The sequence below is a fragment of the Pseudomonas sp. PKS genome, from assembly GCF_051913525.1.
Classification (GTDB): domain Bacteria; phylum Pseudomonadota; class Gammaproteobacteria; order Pseudomonadales; family Pseudomonadaceae; genus Aquipseudomonas; species Aquipseudomonas guariconensis_D.
In genome coordinates, this window is the sequence record NZ_JBEGDO010000006.1 from 36,482 (window position 1) to 54,712 (window position 18,231).

18 protein-coding genes and 1 pseudogene are annotated in these 18,231 nt (G+C 61.2%); 4 read left to right on the forward strand and 15 right to left on the reverse strand.

Annotated features, from left to right (window positions below; translation table 11 throughout):
- Nucleotides 1-268 precede the first annotated feature (268 nt).
- Together fabA and fabB are read left to right on the forward strand one after the other, a co-directional pair.
- Nucleotides 269-784, forward strand: a complete 516-nt coding sequence (fabA, locus tag ABOA88_RS08360; RefSeq protein ID WP_043211383.1) for a 3-hydroxyacyl-[acyl-carrier-protein] dehydratase FabA — start codon at nucleotides 269-271, stop codon at nucleotides 782-784.
- Between the two features lie 11 nt (nucleotides 785-795).
- Nucleotides 796-2,016, forward strand: coding sequence for a beta-ketoacyl-ACP synthase I (gene fabB / locus ABOA88_RS08365; protein ID WP_070092875.1), 1,221 nt, complete (start codon nucleotides 796-798; stop codon nucleotides 2,014-2,016).
- A gap of 93 nt (nucleotides 2,017-2,109) precedes the next feature.
- Here the strand turns inward: fabB and ABOA88_RS08370 are convergent, their stop codons facing one another.
- From ABOA88_RS08370 to ABOA88_RS08380, 3 genes and pseudogenes are all read right to left on the reverse strand, one after another.
- Nucleotides 2,110-3,162 carry a methyl-accepting chemotaxis protein gene (locus ABOA88_RS08370; RefSeq protein WP_440127975.1) on the reverse strand — a complete coding sequence of 351 codons (1,053 nt, stop codon included), beginning with the start codon at nucleotides 3,160-3,162 and terminating at the stop codon, nucleotides 2,110-2,112.
- A gap of 30 nt (nucleotides 3,163-3,192) precedes the next feature.
- A pseudogene (locus tag ABOA88_RS08375) lies at nucleotides 3,193-3,735 on the reverse strand (MCP four helix bundle domain-containing protein); the annotation flags it as partial.
- Between the two features lie 109 nt (nucleotides 3,736-3,844).
- Nucleotides 3,845-4,852: an amidohydrolase family protein gene (locus ABOA88_RS08380; RefSeq protein WP_196169116.1), complete on the reverse strand. Its 1,008-nt coding sequence runs from the start codon at nucleotides 4,850-4,852 to the stop codon at nucleotides 3,845-3,847.
- 115 nt (nucleotides 4,853-4,967) lie between these two features.
- On the opposite strand from ABOA88_RS08380, the gene ABOA88_RS08385 reads away from it, so the two are divergent.
- Nucleotides 4,968-5,831 (forward strand): pirin family protein, encoded by an 864-nt coding sequence (locus ABOA88_RS08385; protein WP_367851304.1) that lies wholly within the window; start codon nucleotides 4,968-4,970, stop codon nucleotides 5,829-5,831.
- A 121-nt stretch (nucleotides 5,832-5,952) separates the two neighbouring features.
- On the opposite strand, the gene ABOA88_RS08390 is transcribed toward ABOA88_RS08385, so the two are convergent.
- The 4 genes from ABOA88_RS08390 to ABOA88_RS08405 form a co-directional block, all read right to left on the reverse strand.
- Nucleotides 5,953-6,678, reverse strand: coding sequence for a dienelactone hydrolase family protein (locus ABOA88_RS08390; protein WP_196169115.1), 726 nt, complete (start codon nucleotides 6,676-6,678; stop codon nucleotides 5,953-5,955).
- Nucleotides 6,679-6,733: 55 nt separating this feature from the next.
- Nucleotides 6,734-8,641 (reverse strand): molecular chaperone HtpG, encoded by a 1,908-nt coding sequence (htpG, locus tag ABOA88_RS08395; RefSeq protein ID WP_367851303.1) that lies wholly within the window; start codon nucleotides 8,639-8,641, stop codon nucleotides 6,734-6,736.
- Nucleotides 8,642-8,736: 95 nt separating this feature from the next.
- Nucleotides 8,737-9,195 (reverse strand): PaaI family thioesterase, encoded by a 459-nt coding sequence (locus tag ABOA88_RS08400; RefSeq protein ID WP_196169113.1) that lies wholly within the window; start codon nucleotides 9,193-9,195, stop codon nucleotides 8,737-8,739.
- Nucleotides 9,192-9,668, reverse strand: a complete 477-nt coding sequence (locus ABOA88_RS08405; protein ID WP_196169112.1) for a PaaI family thioesterase — start codon at nucleotides 9,666-9,668, stop codon at nucleotides 9,192-9,194. The genes ABOA88_RS08400 and ABOA88_RS08405 overlap by 4 nt, the downstream gene beginning before the upstream one ends.
- Before the next feature lie 158 nt (nucleotides 9,669-9,826).
- Between ABOA88_RS08405 and ABOA88_RS08410 the strand changes: the two genes are divergently transcribed.
- Nucleotides 9,827-10,057 (forward strand): hypothetical protein, encoded by a 231-nt coding sequence (locus ABOA88_RS08410; protein WP_196169111.1) that lies wholly within the window; start codon nucleotides 9,827-9,829, stop codon nucleotides 10,055-10,057.
- Between the two features lie 61 nt (nucleotides 10,058-10,118).
- Here the strand turns inward: ABOA88_RS08410 and ABOA88_RS08415 are convergent, their stop codons facing one another.
- From ABOA88_RS08415 to lpdA, 8 genes are all read right to left on the reverse strand, one after another.
- On the reverse strand, nucleotides 10,119-10,868 hold the full coding sequence (locus ABOA88_RS08415) for a DUF599 domain-containing protein (RefSeq protein WP_196169110.1): 750 nt from the start codon (nucleotides 10,866-10,868) through the stop codon (nucleotides 10,119-10,121).
- A gap of 195 nt (nucleotides 10,869-11,063) precedes the next feature.
- A complete protein-coding gene (gene brnQ / locus ABOA88_RS08420) occupies nucleotides 11,064-12,377 on the reverse strand; it encodes a branched-chain amino acid transport system II carrier protein (RefSeq protein ID WP_196169109.1) in 1,314 nt (437 codons plus the stop codon).
- A gap of 352 nt (nucleotides 12,378-12,729) precedes the next feature.
- Nucleotides 12,730-12,930: a hypothetical protein gene (locus ABOA88_RS08425; RefSeq protein WP_196169108.1), complete on the reverse strand. Its 201-nt coding sequence runs from the start codon at nucleotides 12,928-12,930 to the stop codon at nucleotides 12,730-12,732.
- 28 nt (nucleotides 12,931-12,958) lie between these two features.
- Nucleotides 12,959-13,609 carry a transposase gene (locus ABOA88_RS08430; RefSeq protein ID WP_196169107.1) on the reverse strand — a complete coding sequence of 217 codons (651 nt, stop codon included), beginning with the start codon at nucleotides 13,607-13,609 and terminating at the stop codon, nucleotides 12,959-12,961.
- Nucleotides 13,606-14,394: a hypothetical protein gene (locus tag ABOA88_RS08435; RefSeq protein ID WP_196169106.1), complete on the reverse strand. Its 789-nt coding sequence runs from the start codon at nucleotides 14,392-14,394 to the stop codon at nucleotides 13,606-13,608. The genes ABOA88_RS08430 and ABOA88_RS08435 overlap by 4 nt, the downstream gene beginning before the upstream one ends.
- A 124-nt stretch (nucleotides 14,395-14,518) precedes the next feature.
- Nucleotides 14,519-15,403 (reverse strand): succinate--CoA ligase subunit alpha, encoded by an 885-nt coding sequence (sucD, locus tag ABOA88_RS08440; protein WP_043211414.1) that lies wholly within the window; start codon nucleotides 15,401-15,403, stop codon nucleotides 14,519-14,521.
- Nucleotides 15,403-16,569, reverse strand: a complete 1,167-nt coding sequence (gene sucC, locus ABOA88_RS08445; protein WP_011534748.1) for an ADP-forming succinate--CoA ligase subunit beta — start codon at nucleotides 16,567-16,569, stop codon at nucleotides 15,403-15,405. Before sucC ends, sucD begins: the two co-directional genes overlap by 1 nt.
- A 172-nt stretch (nucleotides 16,570-16,741) precedes the next feature.
- Nucleotides 16,742-18,178 (reverse strand): dihydrolipoyl dehydrogenase, encoded by a 1,437-nt coding sequence (gene lpdA / locus ABOA88_RS08450; protein WP_043211417.1) that lies wholly within the window; start codon nucleotides 18,176-18,178, stop codon nucleotides 16,742-16,744.
- Between the last annotated feature and the right edge of the window lie 53 nt (nucleotides 18,179-18,231).

Sequence of the window (18,231 nt, forward strand, 5' to 3'; positions counted from 1 at the left end):
GATGGAGGCCAGAACGCGGCTTGTCCGGTGTCGGTGACGGGTCGCCCGACGACGCAAAGCAGCCGAATTAACCGCCGTGGCCACTAGACAGGACCTGCATAGGCCCTGAAAATAAGCGTTTCAGTGCACACCTGTACTTCTTTGCCAGGTGCGCTGTGACTTTCACCACAACGCAATAGTCTACCTGTAGGCTGCCGTCTCGGACTCAACCGCCGAGCCGGCCGGGAAGATTCAGCCCCAGCCGCACGGGGATTATTGAGGAGCTCGCATGACCAAACAAAACGCCTTTACTCGGGAAGATTTGCTGCGCTGCAGTCGCGGTGAGCTGTTCGGCCCAGGTAATGCGCAACTGCCCGCCCCGAACATGCTGATGGTCGATCGCATCACCCATATCAGCGCCGAAGGCGGCAAGTACGGCAAAGGTGAATTGGTCGCCGAGCTGGATATCAATCCGGACCTGTGGTTCTTCGCCTGCCACTTCGAAGGCGACCCCGTCATGCCGGGCTGCCTGGGCCTGGATGCCATGTGGCAGCTGGTCGGCTTCTTCCTTGGCTGGCAGGGTCTGCCAGGCCGCGGCCGCGCCCTGGGCTCGGGCGAAGTGAAATTCTTCGGCCAGGTACTGCCCTCGGCCCAGAAAGTCACCTACAACATTCATATCAAGCGCGTCCTGAAGGGCAAGCTGAACATGGCCATCGCCGATGGCTCGGTCAGCGTCGACGGCCGCGAGATCTACACCGCCGAAGGCCTGCGGGTCGGCGTGTTCACCTCCACTGACAATTTCTAAGGGTTATTCGCATGCGCCGCGTCGTTATCACTGGTCTGGGCATCGTATCGTGCCTGGGCAATGACAAAGCTACCGTCACCGAAAACCTGCGCAACAGCCGTCCGGGTATCCGTTACAACCCGGAATACAAGGAAATGGGGCTGCGTAGCCAGGTTTCCGGTTCCATCGACCTCAACCTCGAAGAGCTGATCGACCGCAAGGTCTACCGCTTCGTCGGACATGCCGCTGCCTACGCCTACCTGGCCATGCAGGACGCGATCAAGGACGCCGGCCTGACCGAGGAGCAAGTCTCCAACCCGCGTACCGGCCTGGTCGCAGGTTCCGGCGGCGCCTCCACCCTGAACCAGATGGAAGCCCTGGACACCCTGCGCGAAAAAGGCGTCAAGCGCGTCGGTCCGTACCGCGTCACCCGCACCATGGGCAGCACAGTGTCGGCGTGCCTGGCCACCCCGTTCAAGATCAAGGGCATCAACTACTCGATCTCGTCGGCATGCGCCACCTCCGCACACTGCATCGGCACCGCCCTGGAGCAGATCCAGTGGGGCAAGCAGGACATCGTCTTCGCCGGCGGCGGTGAAGAAGAGCACTGGAGCCAGTCGTTCCTGTTCGATGCCATGGGCGCCCTGTCGACCAAGCGCAACGAAACCCCGGAACTGGCCTCGCGCGCCTACGACGCTGACCGTGATGGCTTCGTCATCGCCGGTGGCGGTGGCATGGTCGTGGTCGAGGAGCTGGAGCACGCCCTGGCCCGTGGCGCCAAGATCTACGCCGAAATCGTCGGCTACGGCGCGACTTCCGACGGCTACGACATGGTTGCCCCGAGCGGCGAAGGCGCGATCCGCTGCATGCAGCAGGCGCTGTCCACCGTCGACACTCCGATCGACTACCTCAACACCCACGGCACCTCGACTCCGGTCGGCGACGTCGCCGAGATTAAGGGTGTGCGTGAAGTGTTCGGCGACAAGGCACCGAAGATCAGCTCGACCAAGAGCCTGTCCGGCCACTCCCTGGGTGCCGCAGGCGTACACGAGGCGATCTACTGCCTGCTGATGATGGAAAACAACTTCATCGCCGGCTCCGCCAACATCGACGAACTGGACCCGGAGGTCGCCGACCTGCCGATCCTGCGCCAGACCGAAGAAAACGCCAAGATCGACACGGTCATGAGCAACAGCTTCGGCTTCGGTGGCACCAACGCCACCCTGGTGCTCAAGCGCTGGACTGGCAAGTAACAGCCTGACCTCGCTGCAACGAAAACGCCCCGACTGGTTCGGGGCGTTTTCGTTTGGCTGCAAGCATAGAGCGAGGGCCTTGCCCTTGCGGGGCTACACCGAAAACCTGTGCACCAGCGCGTTCAGATCCACCGCCAGCTGCGACAGGGCCTGGCTCGCCGCCGAGGTCTGCTCGGCGCCCGCCGAGGACTGGTGCGCCAGGTCGCGGATGGTGGTCAGGTTGCGATCCACTTCGCGGGCCACCTGAGCCTGCTCTTCGGATGCGCTGGCGATCACCAGGTTGCGTTCGTTGATCCGCGCGATGGCCGCCGTGATCGCCTCCAACGCCTCGCCCGCGGCATGAGCGCCCTCGAGGGTCGAGCGCGCCCGCTCATTGCTCTGCTGCATGCCGTGCACGGCACGTTCGGTGCCAGCCTGGATGGCAACGATCATCTGCTCGATCTCGCGGGTGGACGTCTGTGTACGGTGGGCCAGCGCCCTCACCTCATCAGCCACCACCGCAAAGCCACGCCCCGCCTCGCCCGCCCGCGCCGCCTCGATAGCGGCATTGAGCGCCAACAGGTTGGTCTGCTCGGCAATGGCACCGATCACATCCAGCACCTTGCTGATGTCCTGAACCTGCTGGGCCAGTTGCCCAACCTCATCGGCATTGTCGGCCACGCCCGCCGCCAGGGACTCGATGGCATGCACGGTCGCCTGCACCTGTTCACGCCCCTGGCGGGCGATACGGTCGGACTCGCGGGAGGCCTCGGACGTCGCCACCGCATTGCTCGCCACATCCTCCACTGCCGAGGTCATCTGATTGACGGCCGTCGCCGCCTGCTCGATTTCCTGGCTCTGTTGCTGCAACCCACGGGTAGCGTCCTCGGTAACCGCGCTGAGCTGCTCGGAAGCTGAAGCCAACTGCCCCGCCGAATCGGAAATACGTCCGATGGTGTCACGCAGGCTCTGCTGCATGACCTTGAGCGCCGCCTGCAGGCGCGCAGGCTCGTCCTCGCCCTGCACGGTGATCTGCGGCGTCAGGTCGCCCTTGGCGACCGTCTCGGCCACCTGCAACGACTGCCCCAGGGGCCGCACGATACTACGCGTCAGGGCCAGCGCCAGGACCACGGTCATGGTCACCGCCACCAGTAACAATCCCCACACCCAGACCTTGGCCCCTGCGTAGACCGCCTCGGCAAGATCCGTGGCGCGATCGGCATGGTGGATATTCAGCTCGATCAGTTCGTTGAGGGTCGCGGTCATCTGGTCAGCGAACTGGTTCATCTCGCCGTTGACCAAGGTCGCCGCCGCATCGGTGCGCCCCTCGCCCGCCAGTTGCATCACCTGGCCCTGCAGGTCCAGGTATTGGCGTTCCAGCCCTTGGTAGCGAGTGAGCAGCGTGTGCTCTTCCGGCAACACGATCAGCGCTTTGTAGCGCTGCTGTATTTCGTTCAAACCTGCCTTGAGTTCTTCGATACGCGCACGGTTCTGCTGTTGCGCCGCCGGCGCCGGATCGATCAGCAGGCGCAAGGTCAGGGCGCGTATTCTCAACATGTCCTGGGTCATGCGCCCGACCGAAATGACACTGGGCAACCAGTTGTCGTCCACCTGCTCAGCCTGGTGGCGCATCTGGGTCATCTGTTGGAGAGAAAAGCCCCCGAGCAGGGCGACCAGCAAGGCCATCAGGCCAAAGCCAAGCCCCGCACGGGGGGCGATGTTCAAACGTCTCAGACTCATGTACAGCTCCCTCTGCCACGTTGTCGTTGTTATAGACGCTATCGGGGAGGAGCCGAATTTGCTTAAGACGAAAAGGCAATATCAAAGTGCCAGAATCTAGCGGTACGCATTATTTTGGTGCACCCGGTAGCACTGACAGAAAATTCGTGCGCGCCACACGGGCGGCCACTTCAGCCGGCAATGCGTCGAGGAAGGCATCAAAACCGTGCATCTGCTCGCCGATCCCGGAAAAGCGCCCGACCACATCCGAACCGAGCATGAAGCGCCCCGGGAATCGCTGTACCAGCTGGACCCATGCCTCGTGCGGCTTGCCCTGCTCGTCCAGCAAGTAGGGCTCGCGCATGCTCCAGGACAGGTCGACATATAGGTTCGGGTAGTCTTCGAGCAGCCGGGTGAGCACCGGTAGGAGGAAGGCCATCTGTGTCTGGTGCCGATGGATTTCCGCGCTGGTGCCGGCATGGGCCCAGATGAAACGGGTGTGAGGATGGTTGCGCAGCGGCTCTTCGATCTCCGCCAGGTACAGCGGGTTGCGCTCGCGCTTGGAGGTGATGTTGGAGTGGATGAGCACCGGCAGATCACGCTCGGCCGCCAAGTGATAGATCCGCGTCATGGCCTCATTGTTGGCTCTGGGTATATCGCCACTGGTGAGCGCAGTCAGATCGTCATGGCGGGTGAACACTTCGCCAATGCCCTGCCACAGCCCCGGGTACAGCTCGAGCATGCGCTCGATGTGACTGACAGCGTTCTTGTCCACTGGATTGAAGCCGCTGAGAAACGGATGCAGGCGTCGGCGCTGCTGCGGCGGCAATTGCTGCACCGCGGCGGCAACGTAGACATCGGTGGCGCTGTACCAATAGGCGTCAGCATCATCACCGGCGTAGTAACGCGGGCGCTTGGGCTCGTCTTCATGCCACTTCTTGGCCACGGGAATGCCCGCGATCATGGACTGCTCGACCCCGGCCTCGTCCATGGCCTTGAACAGCGCAGACATGCCCTCGCTCTCTTGGAAGAAGTCGACGTAGTGCAGGTGGGCATCACTGTAGCGGTAATCCCGGGCCTGCGCCGTCAGGCACATGCCGGCGGACAACAGCAGGCAGGCCAGCGCTCTGGCGATCATGGTGGTCTTCCTCTGCGGCGATGAAAAGAGTAGACCCGTACCTGCGCGAGGCGGTTCAGCCCGCTTCGCTGAACCGCTATGCTTGAGGCATCCGTTGCCCGCCTGGAGCCCTGTCATGAGCCGCCCCTTGATCATTCACCCGCGCGCCGAATCGGTCGAGGGCCAACCGATCCTGCGCCCACTGCCATCGGCCCAGTGCCGCAGCGTGGGGCCCTTTGTGTTCTTCGACCACATGCTCGATACCCGCTATGCCCCCGGCAGCGGCATGGACATCCGCCAACACCCGCATATCGGCCTGTCGACCCTGACCTACTTGTTTGAAGGCGAAATCCTGCACAAGGACAGCCTGGGCTCCGAACAGCGCGTCCTGCCCGGCGATGTCAGCTGGATGACCGCTGGTAGCGGCGTCGCTCACGTCGAGCGCACCCCCGCCGATGCCTTGCGCCAGGGCTCACGCCTGCATGGCCTGCAGGTATGGCTGGCTTCACCCCGCCAGGATGAGCAAGGGCCGCCCAGCTATAGCCATCACCCGGCCGACAGCCTGCCAGTCAGCGACAATCTGGGCGTAAGCATCCGCATGATCGCAGGCCAGGGGTTTTGCCTTGAATCCCCAGTGCCAGTACTCTCCCCTACCCTGTACGCCCAAGTGCAAATGCAGGCGGCCACCACGCTGAACGTGCCCCTCGAGCATGCCGAGCGCGCCCTGTACCTGCTCGACGGCGAGCTGCTGCTGGGTGAGGACGAAGTCGAGCCATGCAACCTGCTGGTACTGCCCGAAGGCGAAGAAGTGACGCTGTATGCGCAAAGCGAGTGTCAGTTGGTGCTGATCGGTGGCGCGCCACTGGATGGGCCACGGCGGATGAACTGGAACTTCGTGGCCAGCGATCCGGAACTGATCGAACAGGCCCGGGCGCGCTGGGCCGCAGGGGATTGGCCTACGGTGCCGGGGGAAACGTCGCGGATCGAATTGCCGCGTTAGAGGGCCGCCTTGCAGCCAACTCAGGCTTCGCAAGCGCCCATGGGCTTGACGCTGTTGCAGCGCGGCAGATCCATGGACGCTGGCGCACCCTGCGATGGGCTGCAGCGCAGCCCTTGCCCAGTCAGCGCTGGAACACTTCGTCCAGCAGGTTGTGCATGGCGCGGAACGCACGCTCGCTGGTACGGCGGTCGTACTGCATCTTGCCGGGCACGTTGGCGGACGGGTCGGTGAACGAATGCACCGCACCGCCATAGCTGAGCAATTGCCAGTCGACCCTGGCCGCGTTCATCTCCTCCTCGAACGCCGGCAACTGCTCCTTCGGCACCAACGGGTCGGAAGCACCGTGCAGCACCAGCACCGAGCCTTTGATGCGCTTGGCATCGGCCAGGTTCGGCGTATCCAGCGTCCCGTGGAACGACACTGCCGCCCGCAGGTCGGCACCGGTACGGGCCAGCTCCAGGGCGCAGCAACCACCGAAGCAGAAGCCAAAGGTTGCCACCTTGCCCGGCTCCAGCAACGCCTTGGACTGCCCGAGCAATTGAGCCAAGGCTTCCTGCATGCGCTTGCGCAGTTCGCCACGGTCATTCTTGAGCGGCATCATCGCCGCGCCCGCCTCGTCGGCATTGGACGGACGAACCGATTGTCCGTAGAGGTCGGCGACGAGCACCACATACCCCTGGCTGGCCACTTCCTTGGCAATCCGTTCGGCGCCTTCGCCGACGCCCATCCAGTTCGGCGCCATCACCAGACCCGGCTGCGGCAGCGCGCCCGGCTCATAGACCAGACGGCTCTCGTAGGCCTTGCCCGCATGGTGATAGACCAGCGATTCGACGATTACCTTGCTCATCAAACTCCTCCTTGCACCATGAAAAAAGCCCGCCGAAGCGGGCTTTGTCTTCAACTCAAGCAGACAATTCGACCAACAGCTTGTTCAGGCGACGAACGTAGGCCGCCGGGTCCTTCAAGCTGTCACCCGCTGCCAGCGCAGCCTGGTCGAACAGGATGTGGGAAAGCTCCGCAAAGCGGTCCTCGCTCTGTTCGTTATCCAGCTTCTCGATCAGCGGGTGGCTCGGGTTGAACTCGAAGATCGGCTTGGAATCCGGCACCTTCTGACCACTGGCCTCGAGGATCTGGCGCATCTGCAGGCCCAGGTCCTGTTCACCGATGGCAAGGATCGCCGGCGAGTCGGTCAGACGGTGCGAGACACGCACTTCAGCGACGCTCTCACCCAGGGCGGTCTTCAGACGCTCAACCAGGCCTTCCTTCTCCTTGGCGACCTCTTCCTGGGCCTTCTTGTCTTCCTCGGAGTCCAGCTTGCCCAGGTCCAGGTCGCCACGGGCGACATCGACGAAGGCCTTGCCGTCGAACTCGTTGAGGTAGCTCATCAGCCACTCGTCGATGCGGTCAGTCAGCAGCAGGACCTCGATGCCTTTCTTGCGGAAGACTTCCAGGTGCGGGCTGTTCTTGACCTGAGCGTAGGATTCGCCGGTCAGGTAGTAGATCTTGTCCTGGCCTTCCTTGGCACGGGCCAGGTAATCCGCCAGCGCAACGCTCTGCTCACCACTTTCGTCAGCGGTCGAGGCAAAGCGCAGCAGGCCGGCGATCTTCTCCTTGTTGGCGAAGTCCTCGGCCGGGCCTTCCTTCATCACCTGGCCGAAGTTCTTCCAGAAGCCCTTGTACTGCTCAGGCTCGTTCTTCGCCAGTTTCTCCAGCATGTCCAGCACGCGCTTGGTCAGGGCCGACTTCATCGAGTCGATGATCGGATCCTTCTGCAGGATTTCGCGCGAGACGTTCAGCGACAGGTCATTGGAATCGACCACGCCCTTGATGAAGCGCAGGTACAGCGGCAGGAACGACTCGGCCTGGTCCATGATGAACACGCGTTGCACGTACAGCTTCAGGCCACGCGGTGCTTCGCGCTGGTACAGGTCGAACGGCGCGCGGGCCGGCACGTACAACAGCGAGCTGTATTCCAGCTTGCCTTCGACCTTGTTGTGGCTCCAGGCCAGCGGGTTCTCGAAGTCATGGCCAATGTGCTTGTAGAACTCCTGGTACTCCTCGTCCTTGATCTCGGTACGCGGACGGGTCCACAGGGCGCTTGCACGGTTGACGGTTTCCCACTCCTGGGCAGGCTTTTCCTCGCCTTCGGCGGTCTCGACGTGCTGCTTGGGTAGCTCGATCGGCAGGGCAATGTGGTCGGAGTACTTCTTGACGATGTTGCGCAGGCGCCAGCCATCGGCGAACTCTTCTTCGCCCTTCTTCAGGTGCAGGACGATACGGGTGCCACGCTGCGGCTTGTCGAGCGTGGCGACTTCGAACTCGCCTTCGCCCTTGGACGACCAGTGAACACCCTCGGCGGCAGGAAGACCTGCGCGACGGCTGTAGACATCGACCTTGTCGGCAACGATGAACGCCGAATAGAAGCCGACGCCGAACTGGCCGATCAGGTGCGAATCCTTCTTCTGGTCACCGGTCAGGTTTTTCATGAAGTCGGCGGTGCCGGACTTGGCGATGGTGCCCAGGTGCGTGATGACGTCTTCACGGCTCATGCCGATACCGTTGTCCTCGAGGGTCACGGTGCCGGCGTCCTTGTCGAAGCTCACGCGAATCTTCAGCTCGGCGTCGCCTTCGAGCAGCTCAGGCTTGGCCAGGGCCTCGAAACGCAGCTTGTCGGCGGCGTCGGAGGCGTTGGAAATCAGCTCACGCAGGAAGATCTCCTTGTTCGAATACAAGGAATGGATCATGAGGTGCAGCAGTTGCTTTACCTCGGTCTGGAAGCCCAGGGTTTCTTTTTGAGTTTCCACACTCATGGTCTTCAAAACTCCGATCTGTTGGCGGTGGCCGCCTGGCGCCCCTCGAAGGGCTGCGTTGGCGGCGGATGTCCAGCAGATGGGGGCTAGCCTGACTATTTCAAGGGCTTTTCCGGTTCAATCTTGAAATGAGCACGTGCGGTGGCGATAGGCGAGTCGGGGTCGGCCTGCCAGGCGGTGATGGCGACGTTGGTCACCCGACGCCCCTGGCGCCAGAGCTGACAGCGCGCGAACGTATCGCGGTAGTGCCCGGCCCGCAGGTAATCAATGGAGAAATCGATGATCTTGGGAATACTGGCGCTCTCGCTGTAGATCAGCAGGTAAAGCGCCGCCGAGAGCTCCATGAAGCCTGCGATCACCCCGCCATGGATCGCGGGCAGCAAGGGATTGCCAATATTGTCCTGGCTCGCCGGCAGACGAAACAGCAAGTCATCGCCCTGGCGCTCGCACTCGATGCCGATGAGTCCGGCGTAGGGAATCAGCCCCAGCAAAGGTTGATAATTGCCGACGGCGTGGGCTTCGTTGAGCTGCCGGCGGACGTCAGCAGGAATCATGGCCGCTCCTCCTTGAGGCTGTTGCCGAAGCGGATGCCGCCCTTGACGTCCTGCCCCAGACGCATGAAGGTACCGACCACATGACAAATCGGGCGGGACGGGTCGTCCTGGTAGGCCGTGCCGCGCGTGAAGATCACATCGCGCGTCACCCGGTAGCACTGCGCATGGCCGTGAATATCCTTGCCCGCCTCGGCCGGGTGCATGTAGTCGATGCGAAGGTCCAGGGTCGGGCAGACCTCGAAGCGTGGCAAGGCGCACAAGGTGGCCATGCCACAGGTGGTGTCCATCAGCGTGGTCAGGGCGCCACCGTGCACCGCACCGGTCTGCGGATTGCCGACGATGGCCGCAGACCAGGGCAGCACCAGTGTCATGCCTTCGGTATCGGCGTGATGCACTCGCATCTGCAGTAACTGACAATGTTTCAATGCGGACAGAAAGCGTTCGGCCATGGCCCGCAGGTCTGTATCTGTCATGGGGCAACCTGTTTTTGTGAGGGTATTCACTCTGCACAAATCCGGGGAAAAGTCTATCTGGATCCGCGCTATATATATCTGTAATCTTCGTGGAACTTATTCCACTTACTTGAGCTCGAATGGAACAAGTAAGTTATTCCACCAAGGAGAGACACCCCATGCGTAAACCTTTTGCTTTTGCCCTGATGCTGGCCGCTGCCATGGGCCTGGCCGCTTGCGACAAGGCGAGCGAAAACAAGGCTCCGGAAACCAAGACCGAGCAAGCCGCCCCTGAAGCTGCCCCAGCTACCCCGGCTCCAGAAGCCGCTCCTGCTACCCCAGCTCCAGAAGCCGCTCCTGCCGCCCCTGCTCCGGAAACCGCTCCAAGCGAAGAGCCGGCCAAGCAGTAAGCAGCACCCCAAAAAAAACCCGACACTGTCGGGTTTTTTATGCCTGTCGTTCAACGAGGGATCAGCCAGCAGGGCTGACAGGCTCTTTGAGCCCCTCCCCGGCCACCGGCTCGGTGGGTGTGAATACCATCACCTCCAGCACATCGGAATGAAACTCCCGGCGATAAAGAATCAGCACCACGCAGACACTGGTGACCATGAACAACCAAGGGCTGATGAACCAAGTCAGCATGGCCATTCCGAAGTAATACGAACGCAGCCCGAAGTTGAACTGGTTAGCCGCCAGCGATAATACCCGTGCCGCTCTAGAGGCAAATGCCTTGCGCTCCAACTCACTGACTTGCCGCTCACCGATCATCGGCGCAGAGCCCACCAGAACAGCAGCGAAGTTGTACTGGCGCATGCACCAACTGAAGGTGAAAAAGGCATAGACGAACACCATTGCCAGACCCAGCAGCTTGATTTCCGACATGCCCTGGGACGCCTGCTGCACCAGAGGCAGGTCGGCCAGCAACGACAGCGCGCGATCCGATGCGCCCAGCACGGTGAGGATACCGGCAAGGATGATCAGCGTACTGGAGGCGAAGAACGAGGCGTTGCGCTCCAGGTTTCCAATCACGCTGGCGTCGGCGATGCGGTTGTCGCGCATCAGCATGCGGCGCATCCAGTCTTCCCGGTACAAGTGCAGCACGCTGGCCAGGCACGCTGTGTCGCGCCCCTTCCAAATCGCATAGCGGGTGTAGCCACCCCAGCAGAGGGCGAACCAGCAGGCCGCTACCCAGTGGCTCAGATTGCTTTGAATGAAGCTCATGCAGGCTCCTGAACGTCCAAGCTCTGAGAATGTTGAAGTCCGCTTTTCGACGCACGGTGACGAGAAAAGACACGCTCTGGAAACAAAACGTAGCAACAAAAAACCCCGTATCCGAATGGACACGGGGTTGGCGTTTCAACCATCGACTGGCGCCTCTTGGCTTGTGGCCGGCGCCAGTCCCCTGGCTTCAACGTATCAGGCCAGCGCCTCGCGGGGCTTGCCCAGCATGCGATCGCATGCCACGGCCAGGCCCAGGGTGATGACCGACGGGACCAGCCAGGCCAGGCCCTGATCGCTCAGCGGCAGATGGGCCATGGCATCCGGTAGCATGTGCGCCAGGCTGCTGCCCTTGATGGCATCGACCATTCCGAACAGCAGCGACACCAGCATCACCGGCGCCAGGATGCGCACCGGCGAGTTCCACAGCTCTTTGACGAAGCTCAGGCCCACGACAACGATGCAGGGCGGGTAGATGGCGGTCAGCACCGGGATCGAGAACAGGATCAGCTTGGTCAGGCCGAGGTTGGAAATCAGCAGCGAGAAGCCGGCCAGGATCACCACCAGCGCACGGTAGGACAGCGGCAGGATCTGGCTGAAGTACTCGGCACAAGCGCAGGTCAGGCCCACGGCGGTCACCAGGCATGCCAGCGCGATCAGCACCGCAAGGAAGCCACTGCCCAGCGAGCCGAAGGTGTGCTGCACGTAGGCATGCAGGACCGCGGCGCCGTTGGTCGCCCCCATGGCGATGTCATGGCTGCCGGCGCCCAGGCGGAACAGGCTGATGTACACGAGCGCCAGGCCCACGCCAGCGATGAGGCCAGCGATGATGGCGTAACGGGTGATCAGCTTCGGCGACTCCACACCGCGCGAGCGGATGGCATTGACGATGACGATACCGAAGACCAACGCCCCGAGGGTGTCCATGGTCAGGTAGCCATTGATGAAGCCCTGGGAGAATGGCGCAGCCACATAGGCCGGCTGCGCCTCACCGATGGTACCGGCCGGCAGCGCGAAGGCAGCGATGCCCAGCACGGCCAGGGCGATGATCTTCAACGGGGCCAGGAACCGACCGACGGTATCGAGCAGCTTGCCCGGATACATCGACACGGCCAGCACCACGATGAAGTAGACCAGGCTGTAGATGAACAGAGCCAGCGGGCTTTCACCCGTCAGCGGAGCCACACCGACCTCGAACGAGACCGTGGCCGTACGCGGGGTCGCGAACAACGGGCCCACCGACAGGTAGCACACGGCCGCCAGCAGGCCGCCGAAGAACTTGCCGATCGGGCTGCTCAGGGCGTCCATGCCGCCACCGACCTTGGCCAGGGCGACCACGGTGATGACCGGCAGGCCGACAGCGGTGACGAGGAAGCCAAGGGCTGCCATCCACACGTGTGGGCCAGATTGCAAACCAACGATAGGCGGGAAGATGATGTTGCCCGCGCCGACGAAAAGCGCAAACGTCATAAAGCCAAGCGCCAGGATATCCTGGCCTTTCAACACTTTCATTTAGGGTAGTACCACACTGCTGAAATCGGGATTCGAGAAGGGATTTCCCCAGGGATATGGGAAAATGCTGCCCGGCTTGATAGGCCAGACCCGTTTAGCGTGTCGTTCCCTTTTGGGGGACGGGCACAGAGTGAACGCGTAGGTTAACCGTTTTACCCGGTAAACGCACTGGCACAGGCCTGCTTGTCCGATGTGCGTATCTTCTTGTCGTCTGAATGACTCTGTGACGCGGTTCATGCTGGCAGATAGGAACAGCCCCGTCTGCCTTAAAATCCCTATCAAAGCGATCGATTTTTCTTACAAGTTACACAAACCTGCCGAAAACGCCGGCTTGTCCTCGGCAGGTCATCCCTCAAAGCGGTTTGTCAGCCGCGTCTACCCCAACGCTCTGCCAAAAGCGTTTGATTTCGTGAATGTTGCCAAAGTTGTAGCGTGGCCCCGTGTAAAAGCCACCATCACCGGAACAAAAAATTTCGGAGTCGACACCGGTCTGCGGCAAGGTTTCGCTACCGGCGCTGTATAGACGGGCTTGCGCCCAAACAGGTTTCTGCATGACTTTTTACCTTTTTTCACGGTTTACATCAGGATTGATGTGCTTGCCACAGCGCCTGGATGCGCTGGTGTATATCTTGCTCCTGCGAACCAAGCCCCGAATAGATCGGCCGCAGGTCCTCATCGAAACACCACTCCTGTCGCCCATTTCGGCTCGCGGCAGGAACAGCGACCATCAATGCCAACGACAGGGAAAACTCCTCGGGAGGAATCTGATAATGCAGGTCCTCAAAGGCACGCATATGTAGGAGCTTGCCTGGGCTCAAGCGAATTTCTTCAGGCTCACCCAGTACGGGCCTGGTCCACGCGTCGAGCTGCGCTGCATTGAGTATCGGGTACTTCATGGTTCGGTAGCCGCAGCCTTGATAACCCACGGCATACAGTTCGAAATCATGGGTGTGTGGCACGCCATAGATGAAGGTTTGCCGCTCAGCCTGCGCTTGGGCCGGCAACCAGCAGGTCATTCGCAGCGAGACGTACTGCGAGGCATGCAACGCAAAACCGTACGGGCTGTACACCTGCTCCCCCCGGCTGAAGGCGTGTTGCTGGATGTGCTCATACATGCACTCCCCAAGCAGGCTGCGATTCTGCGCAAGCGCCAGAAGGTCGGCGCTGATCGCGTCCTGCTCTCGCTCAAGATCCCGCTGCTCGAGTCGCTCGATGAAGGTATCCAGTTTCATGCCGCCCCCTGCCCAAGGTAGCTCGACAGCATGTCGTCGAGTGCCGGGTCGGATAGTGAGCGAAGGACCTTCAGATAGTGCTCAAGATGGCCTGGAGCCAATCTCATCAACACCTCGAAAGCCCGCCAGCGGACAGCCGAATGGTGGTGATAGATCAGCTCACCTGCCACAGCTTCCAGATACGGATCCTCGATGCGCTGGAGTGCATCGAGCCACACAAGAAAGCGCGAAACCTGCGGATCGGCGGGAAACCAGGCGATACGTGCCAGCGTGGTGCGGTCGAACACCTCGATGTCACTGCCGGGGCTTGCCAGGTTCAGGCTGAAGACCAGGCGCTCTGGCCGTTCACCTGGGCACAGCGCCACCACCTTACAAGCACCGTCTACAAGCAAGGGCGCTTGGGGTGTCACCTCCACCTTCACACCATTGCACAGGCAGTCGGATTCGCGGTTGAACAGCCATAGGGGGTATTCGAAGCCCTGGGGTGCAAACCAGATGCTGTAACCCGCAGTGGAATACAGATGATCCGCTGTCGAGCGCACCCGCGTGACATCCAGTGCAACAGGTTCGTGTGGGGCATTGAGTCGTAGACGCTCACTGAAATGAGCGACCGTGCCACACAACATGGCCTTGCTCACGGACTCGGCCTGGTCTTTCATGCGTTGGTCAAATCCCTGCCACGCGGCGTTGACGAACGCACGCATGTCGGTATTCCTCACCTGTTCCAACAGAACGGCCGGTTCGGGTTTCCTACTCAGCAATGCTTCCATGAAATCTTCTTTCATCCACTCTTCTGATCTCGGGCGGGATGATCTCTGACACGGGCAACGTCAGTAAGATGGAAACAATCTCCTGAAACGACAAAGGCCACCCGAAGGTGGCCTTTGTGCGCGTGGGGGGTAAAGCGTATTACTTCTTCATTTCCCAACCGGTCAGCTCGGCCAGGGCCTTGCCGATATCAGCCAGGGAACGCACGGTTTTGACACCAGCGTCCTGCAGGGCGGCGAACTTCTCGTCCGCAGTACCCTTGCCACCGGAGATGATGGCGCCAGCGTGGCCCATGCGCTTGCCCGCAGGCGCGGTAACGCCGGCGATGTAGGAAACGACAGGCTTGGTCACGTTGGCCTTGATGTAGGCAGCAGCTTCTTCCTCAGCAGAACCACCGATCTCACCGATCATGACGATCGCTTCGGTCTGCGGATCTTCCTGGAACAGCTTCAGGATATCGATGAAGTTGGAGCCTGGGATCGGGTCACCACCGATACCAACGCAGGTCGACTGACCGAAACCGGCGTCGGTGGTCTGCTTGACCGCTTCGTAGGTCAGGGTGCCGGAACGGGAAACGATACCGACCTTGCCTGGCAGGTGGATGTGACCTGGCATGATGCCGATCTTGCACTCGCCCGGGGTGATGACGCCTGGGCAGTTAGGGCCGATCAGGCGTACACCCAGCTCGTCGCACTTGACCTTGGCGTCCAGCATGTCGAGGGTAGGAATACCCTCGGTGATGCAGACGATCAGCTTGATGCCACCGAAGGCAGCTTCCAGGATCGAGTCCTTGCAGAACGGAGCCGGAACGTAGATGACCGAAGCTTCGGCGCCGGTGGCCTCAACCGCTTCCTTGACGGTGTTGAACACCGGCAGGCCCAGGTGGGTGGTACCACCCTTGCCTGGGGTTACGCCGCCAACCATCTTGGTGCCGTAGGCGATGGCTTGTTCGGAGTGGAAAGTACCCTGCGAGCCGGTGAAGCCCTGGCAGATGACTTTGGTGTCTTTATTGATCAGGACGCTCATTACTTGCCCTCCGCAGCTTTGACAACTTGTTGAGCAGCGTCGGTCAGGCTGGTTGCCGCAATGATGTTCAAACCGCTTTCTGCCAGTACTTTAGCGCCCAGTTCGGCGTTGTTGCCTTCGAGGCGAACGACGACCGGAACTTTAACGCCGACTTCTTTCACTGCACCGATGATGCCTTCGGCAATCATGTCGCAACGAACGATGCCGCCGAAGATGTTGACCAGAACGGCCGCGACATTGCTGTCGGACAGAATGATCTTGAACGCTTCGGTAACGCGCTCTTTGGTAGCACCACCGCCGACGTCGAGGAAGTTGGCCGGCTTGCCGCCATGCAGGTTGACGATGTCCATGGTACCCATGGCCAGGCCAGCACCATTGACCATGCAGCCGATGTTGCCTTCCAGGGCAACGTAGTTCAGTTCGAACTTGGCAGCGTGGGCTTCACGGGCGTCGTCCTGGGACGGGTCGTGGAAGGTCTTCAGCTTTGGCTGACGGTACATGGCGTTGGCGTCGATGTTGATCTTGGCATCGAGGCAGTGCAGGTCGCCGTCGGCCTTGATGACCAGCGGGTTCACTTCCAGCAGGGCCAGATCGTGATCCTTGAACAGCTTGGCCAGGCCAACGAAGATCTTGGCGAACTGTTGAACTTGCTTGCCTTCCAGACCCAGCTGGAACGCCAGTTCACGACCTTGGAACGGCTGAGCGCCGACCAGCGGATCGATGGTAGCCTTGAGGATCTTCTCGGGAGTTTCGTGAGCGACTTTCTCGATGTCCACGCCACCTTCGGTGGAAGCCATGAACACGATACGGCGGCTCGAACGATCGACTACAGCGCCCAGGTACAGCTCTTTGGCGATGTCAGTGCAGGATTCGACCAGGATCTTGGAAACTGGTTGACCGTTGGCATCGGTCTGGTAGGTGACCAGGTTCTTACCCAGCCACTGTGCAGCGAACGCCTTGGCGTCTTCCTTGCTGCGAACCAGCTTGACGCCGCCCGCCTTACCGCGACCACCAGCGTGGACCTGGGCCTTTACGACCCACTCGGAACCGCCGATCTTGTCGCAGGCTTCTGCAGCTTGCTCAGGGGTATCGACTGCGAAACCCTTGGAAACTGGCAGGCCGTATTCAGCGAACAGCTGTTTACCCTGATACTCGTGAAGATTCATGCTTTTTACCGTCTTCGTTAGGTACTGCGCTTCGGCGCTGCGCCATCACTGGCGCCGCACCACCTGTGACCGTTGACCCCGGGTTTTCCCGTGTGATCCGGTCCGGCGGACGTTCCGCGGTGAGTCTTGCACGCAAGACCCACGACGGGCAGCCCGCCGTGGTTTCTTATAATTAACGCTTCTTACGGTTGGCGACGTGAATGGCGCCGCCATTCACAGCCAGCGCTGCTTCGTGCAGCGCTTCGGACAGGGTCGGATGGCTGAAGACCATCATGCCCAGATCCTCGGCACTGGTGCCGAATTCCATTGCGATCGCGCCTTGCTGAACCAGCTCGGCAGCCGATGGGCCGATCACGTGAACACCCAGGACGCGGTCGGTCTTGGCATCGGCGATGACCTTGACGAAACCGCCGGTATCGTTGGCTGCCATCGCACGGCCGCTGGCCGCGAACGGGAAGGTGCCCACGTTAACCTCAACGCCCTCGGCCTTCAAGGCCTGTTCGGTCTTGCCGACCCACGCGATTTCCGGGTGGGTGTAGATGACCGACGGGATCAGGTCGTAGTTCATCTGGGCTTTGTGGCCCTTGATGCGCTCGACGACCATGATGCCCTCTTCCGACGCCTTGTGAGCCAGCATCAGACCACGGACCACGTCACCGATGGCGTAGACGCCCGGTACGCTGGTCGCGCAGTAGTCATCGACGTAGATGTAGCCACGCTCGTCGATGGTCACACCGCTGTCGGCAGCCAGCAGGTCGGTGGTCACCGGACGACGGCCCACGGCCACGATCAGCTTGTCGAAGACGATCTTCTGCTCGCCGTTGGCGTCGGTGTAGGTGACTTCGACTTCTTCGCCATTGACCTTCGAGCCGGTCACGCGAGCGCCCAGCTTGATGTCCAGGCCTTGCTTGGTCAGGGTCTTCTGAGCTTCCTTGGAAACCGCGGTGTCAGCGGCCATCAGGAAGGTGTCCAGGGCCTCCAGGACGGTCACCTGGGCACCCAGGCGGGACCATACCGAACCCAGCTCCAGCCCGATCACGCCTGCGCCGATGACGCCCAGACGCTTCGGTACCGATTGGAATTCCAGGGCGCCGGTGGAGTCGACGATGACTTTCTGGTCGACCGGAGCCGGCGGAATGTCGATCGGACGCGAGCCCGAGGCCAGGATCACGTTCTCGGCTTCGATGACTTCGGTGGTGCCGTCAGCCTTGGTGACTTCGACTTTCTTGCCAGCCAGCAGTTTGCCGTGACCTTGGATCGAGGTGACGCCATTGGCCTTGAACAGGGTGGCGACGCCACCGGTCAGGTTCTTGACGATGCCAGCCTTGCGGCCAACCATCGCAGCAACGTCCATCTTCACTTCACCAGTGGAGATACCGTGGACGTTGAAGCTCTCTTTGGCTTCCTTGTACTTCCAGGAGCTGTCCAGCAGGGCCTTGGAAGGAATGCAACCCACGTTCAGGCAGGTACCGCCCAGGGCCAGTTTGCCCTCGGCGTCGGTGTATTTCTCGATGCAGGCAGTCTTGAGGCCGAGCTGAGCAGCCTTGATCGCGGCCACGTAGCCGCCAGGACCTGCACCAATCACCACTACGTCGAATTTCTGGGTCATAAAAGATTCCTTTTTAGCTTCAAGCGGCAAGTTGCAAGCCGCAAGACTGGCAA

Coding starts and splice junctions, on each gene's coding strand:
- fabA (WP_043211383.1), top strand. CDS start 269: ATGACCAAACAAAACGCCTTTACTCGGGAAGATTTGCTGCGCTGCAGT.
- fabB (WP_070092875.1), top strand. CDS start 796: ATGCGCCGCGTCGTTATCACTGGTCTGGGCATCGTATCGTGCCTGGGC.
- ABOA88_RS08380 (WP_196169116.1), bottom strand. CDS start 4,852: ATGATCGCCAGAGCGCTGGCCTGCCTGCTGTTGTCCGCCGGCATGTGC.
- ABOA88_RS08385 (WP_367851304.1), top strand. CDS start 4,968: ATGAGCCGCCCCTTGATCATTCACCCGCGCGCCGAATCGGTCGAGGGC.
- ABOA88_RS08390 (WP_196169115.1), bottom strand. CDS start 6,678: ATGAGCAAGGTAATCGTCGAATCGCTGGTCTATCACCATGCGGGCAAG.
- htpG (WP_367851303.1), bottom strand. CDS start 8,641: ATGAGTGTGGAAACTCAAAAAGAAACCCTGGGCTTCCAGACCGAGGTA.
- ABOA88_RS08400 (WP_196169113.1), bottom strand. CDS start 9,195: ATGATTCCTGCTGACGTCCGCCGGCAGCTCAACGAAGCCCACGCCGTC.
- ABOA88_RS08405 (WP_196169112.1), bottom strand. CDS start 9,668: ATGACAGATACAGACCTGCGGGCCATGGCCGAACGCTTTCTGTCCGCA.
- ABOA88_RS08410 (WP_196169111.1), top strand. CDS start 9,827: ATGCGTAAACCTTTTGCTTTTGCCCTGATGCTGGCCGCTGCCATGGGC.
- ABOA88_RS08415 (WP_196169110.1), bottom strand. CDS start 10,868: ATGAGCTTCATTCAAAGCAATCTGAGCCACTGGGTAGCGGCCTGCTGG.
- brnQ (WP_196169109.1), bottom strand. CDS start 12,377: ATGAAAGTGTTGAAAGGCCAGGATATCCTGGCGCTTGGCTTTATGACG.
- ABOA88_RS08425 (WP_196169108.1), bottom strand. CDS start 12,930: ATGCAGAAACCTGTTTGGGCGCAAGCCCGTCTATACAGCGCCGGTAGC.
- ABOA88_RS08430 (WP_196169107.1), bottom strand. CDS start 13,609: ATGAAACTGGATACCTTCATCGAGCGACTCGAGCAGCGGGATCTTGAG.
- ABOA88_RS08435 (WP_196169106.1), bottom strand. CDS start 14,394: ATGAAAGAAGATTTCATGGAAGCATTGCTGAGTAGGAAACCCGAACCG.
- sucD (WP_043211414.1), bottom strand. CDS start 15,403: ATGAGCGTCCTGATCAATAAAGACACCAAAGTCATCTGCCAGGGCTTC.
- sucC (WP_011534748.1), bottom strand. CDS start 16,569: ATGAATCTTCACGAGTATCAGGGTAAACAGCTGTTCGCTGAATACGGC.
- lpdA (WP_043211417.1), bottom strand. CDS start 18,178: ATGACCCAGAAATTCGACGTAGTGGTGATTGGTGCAGGTCCTGGCGGC.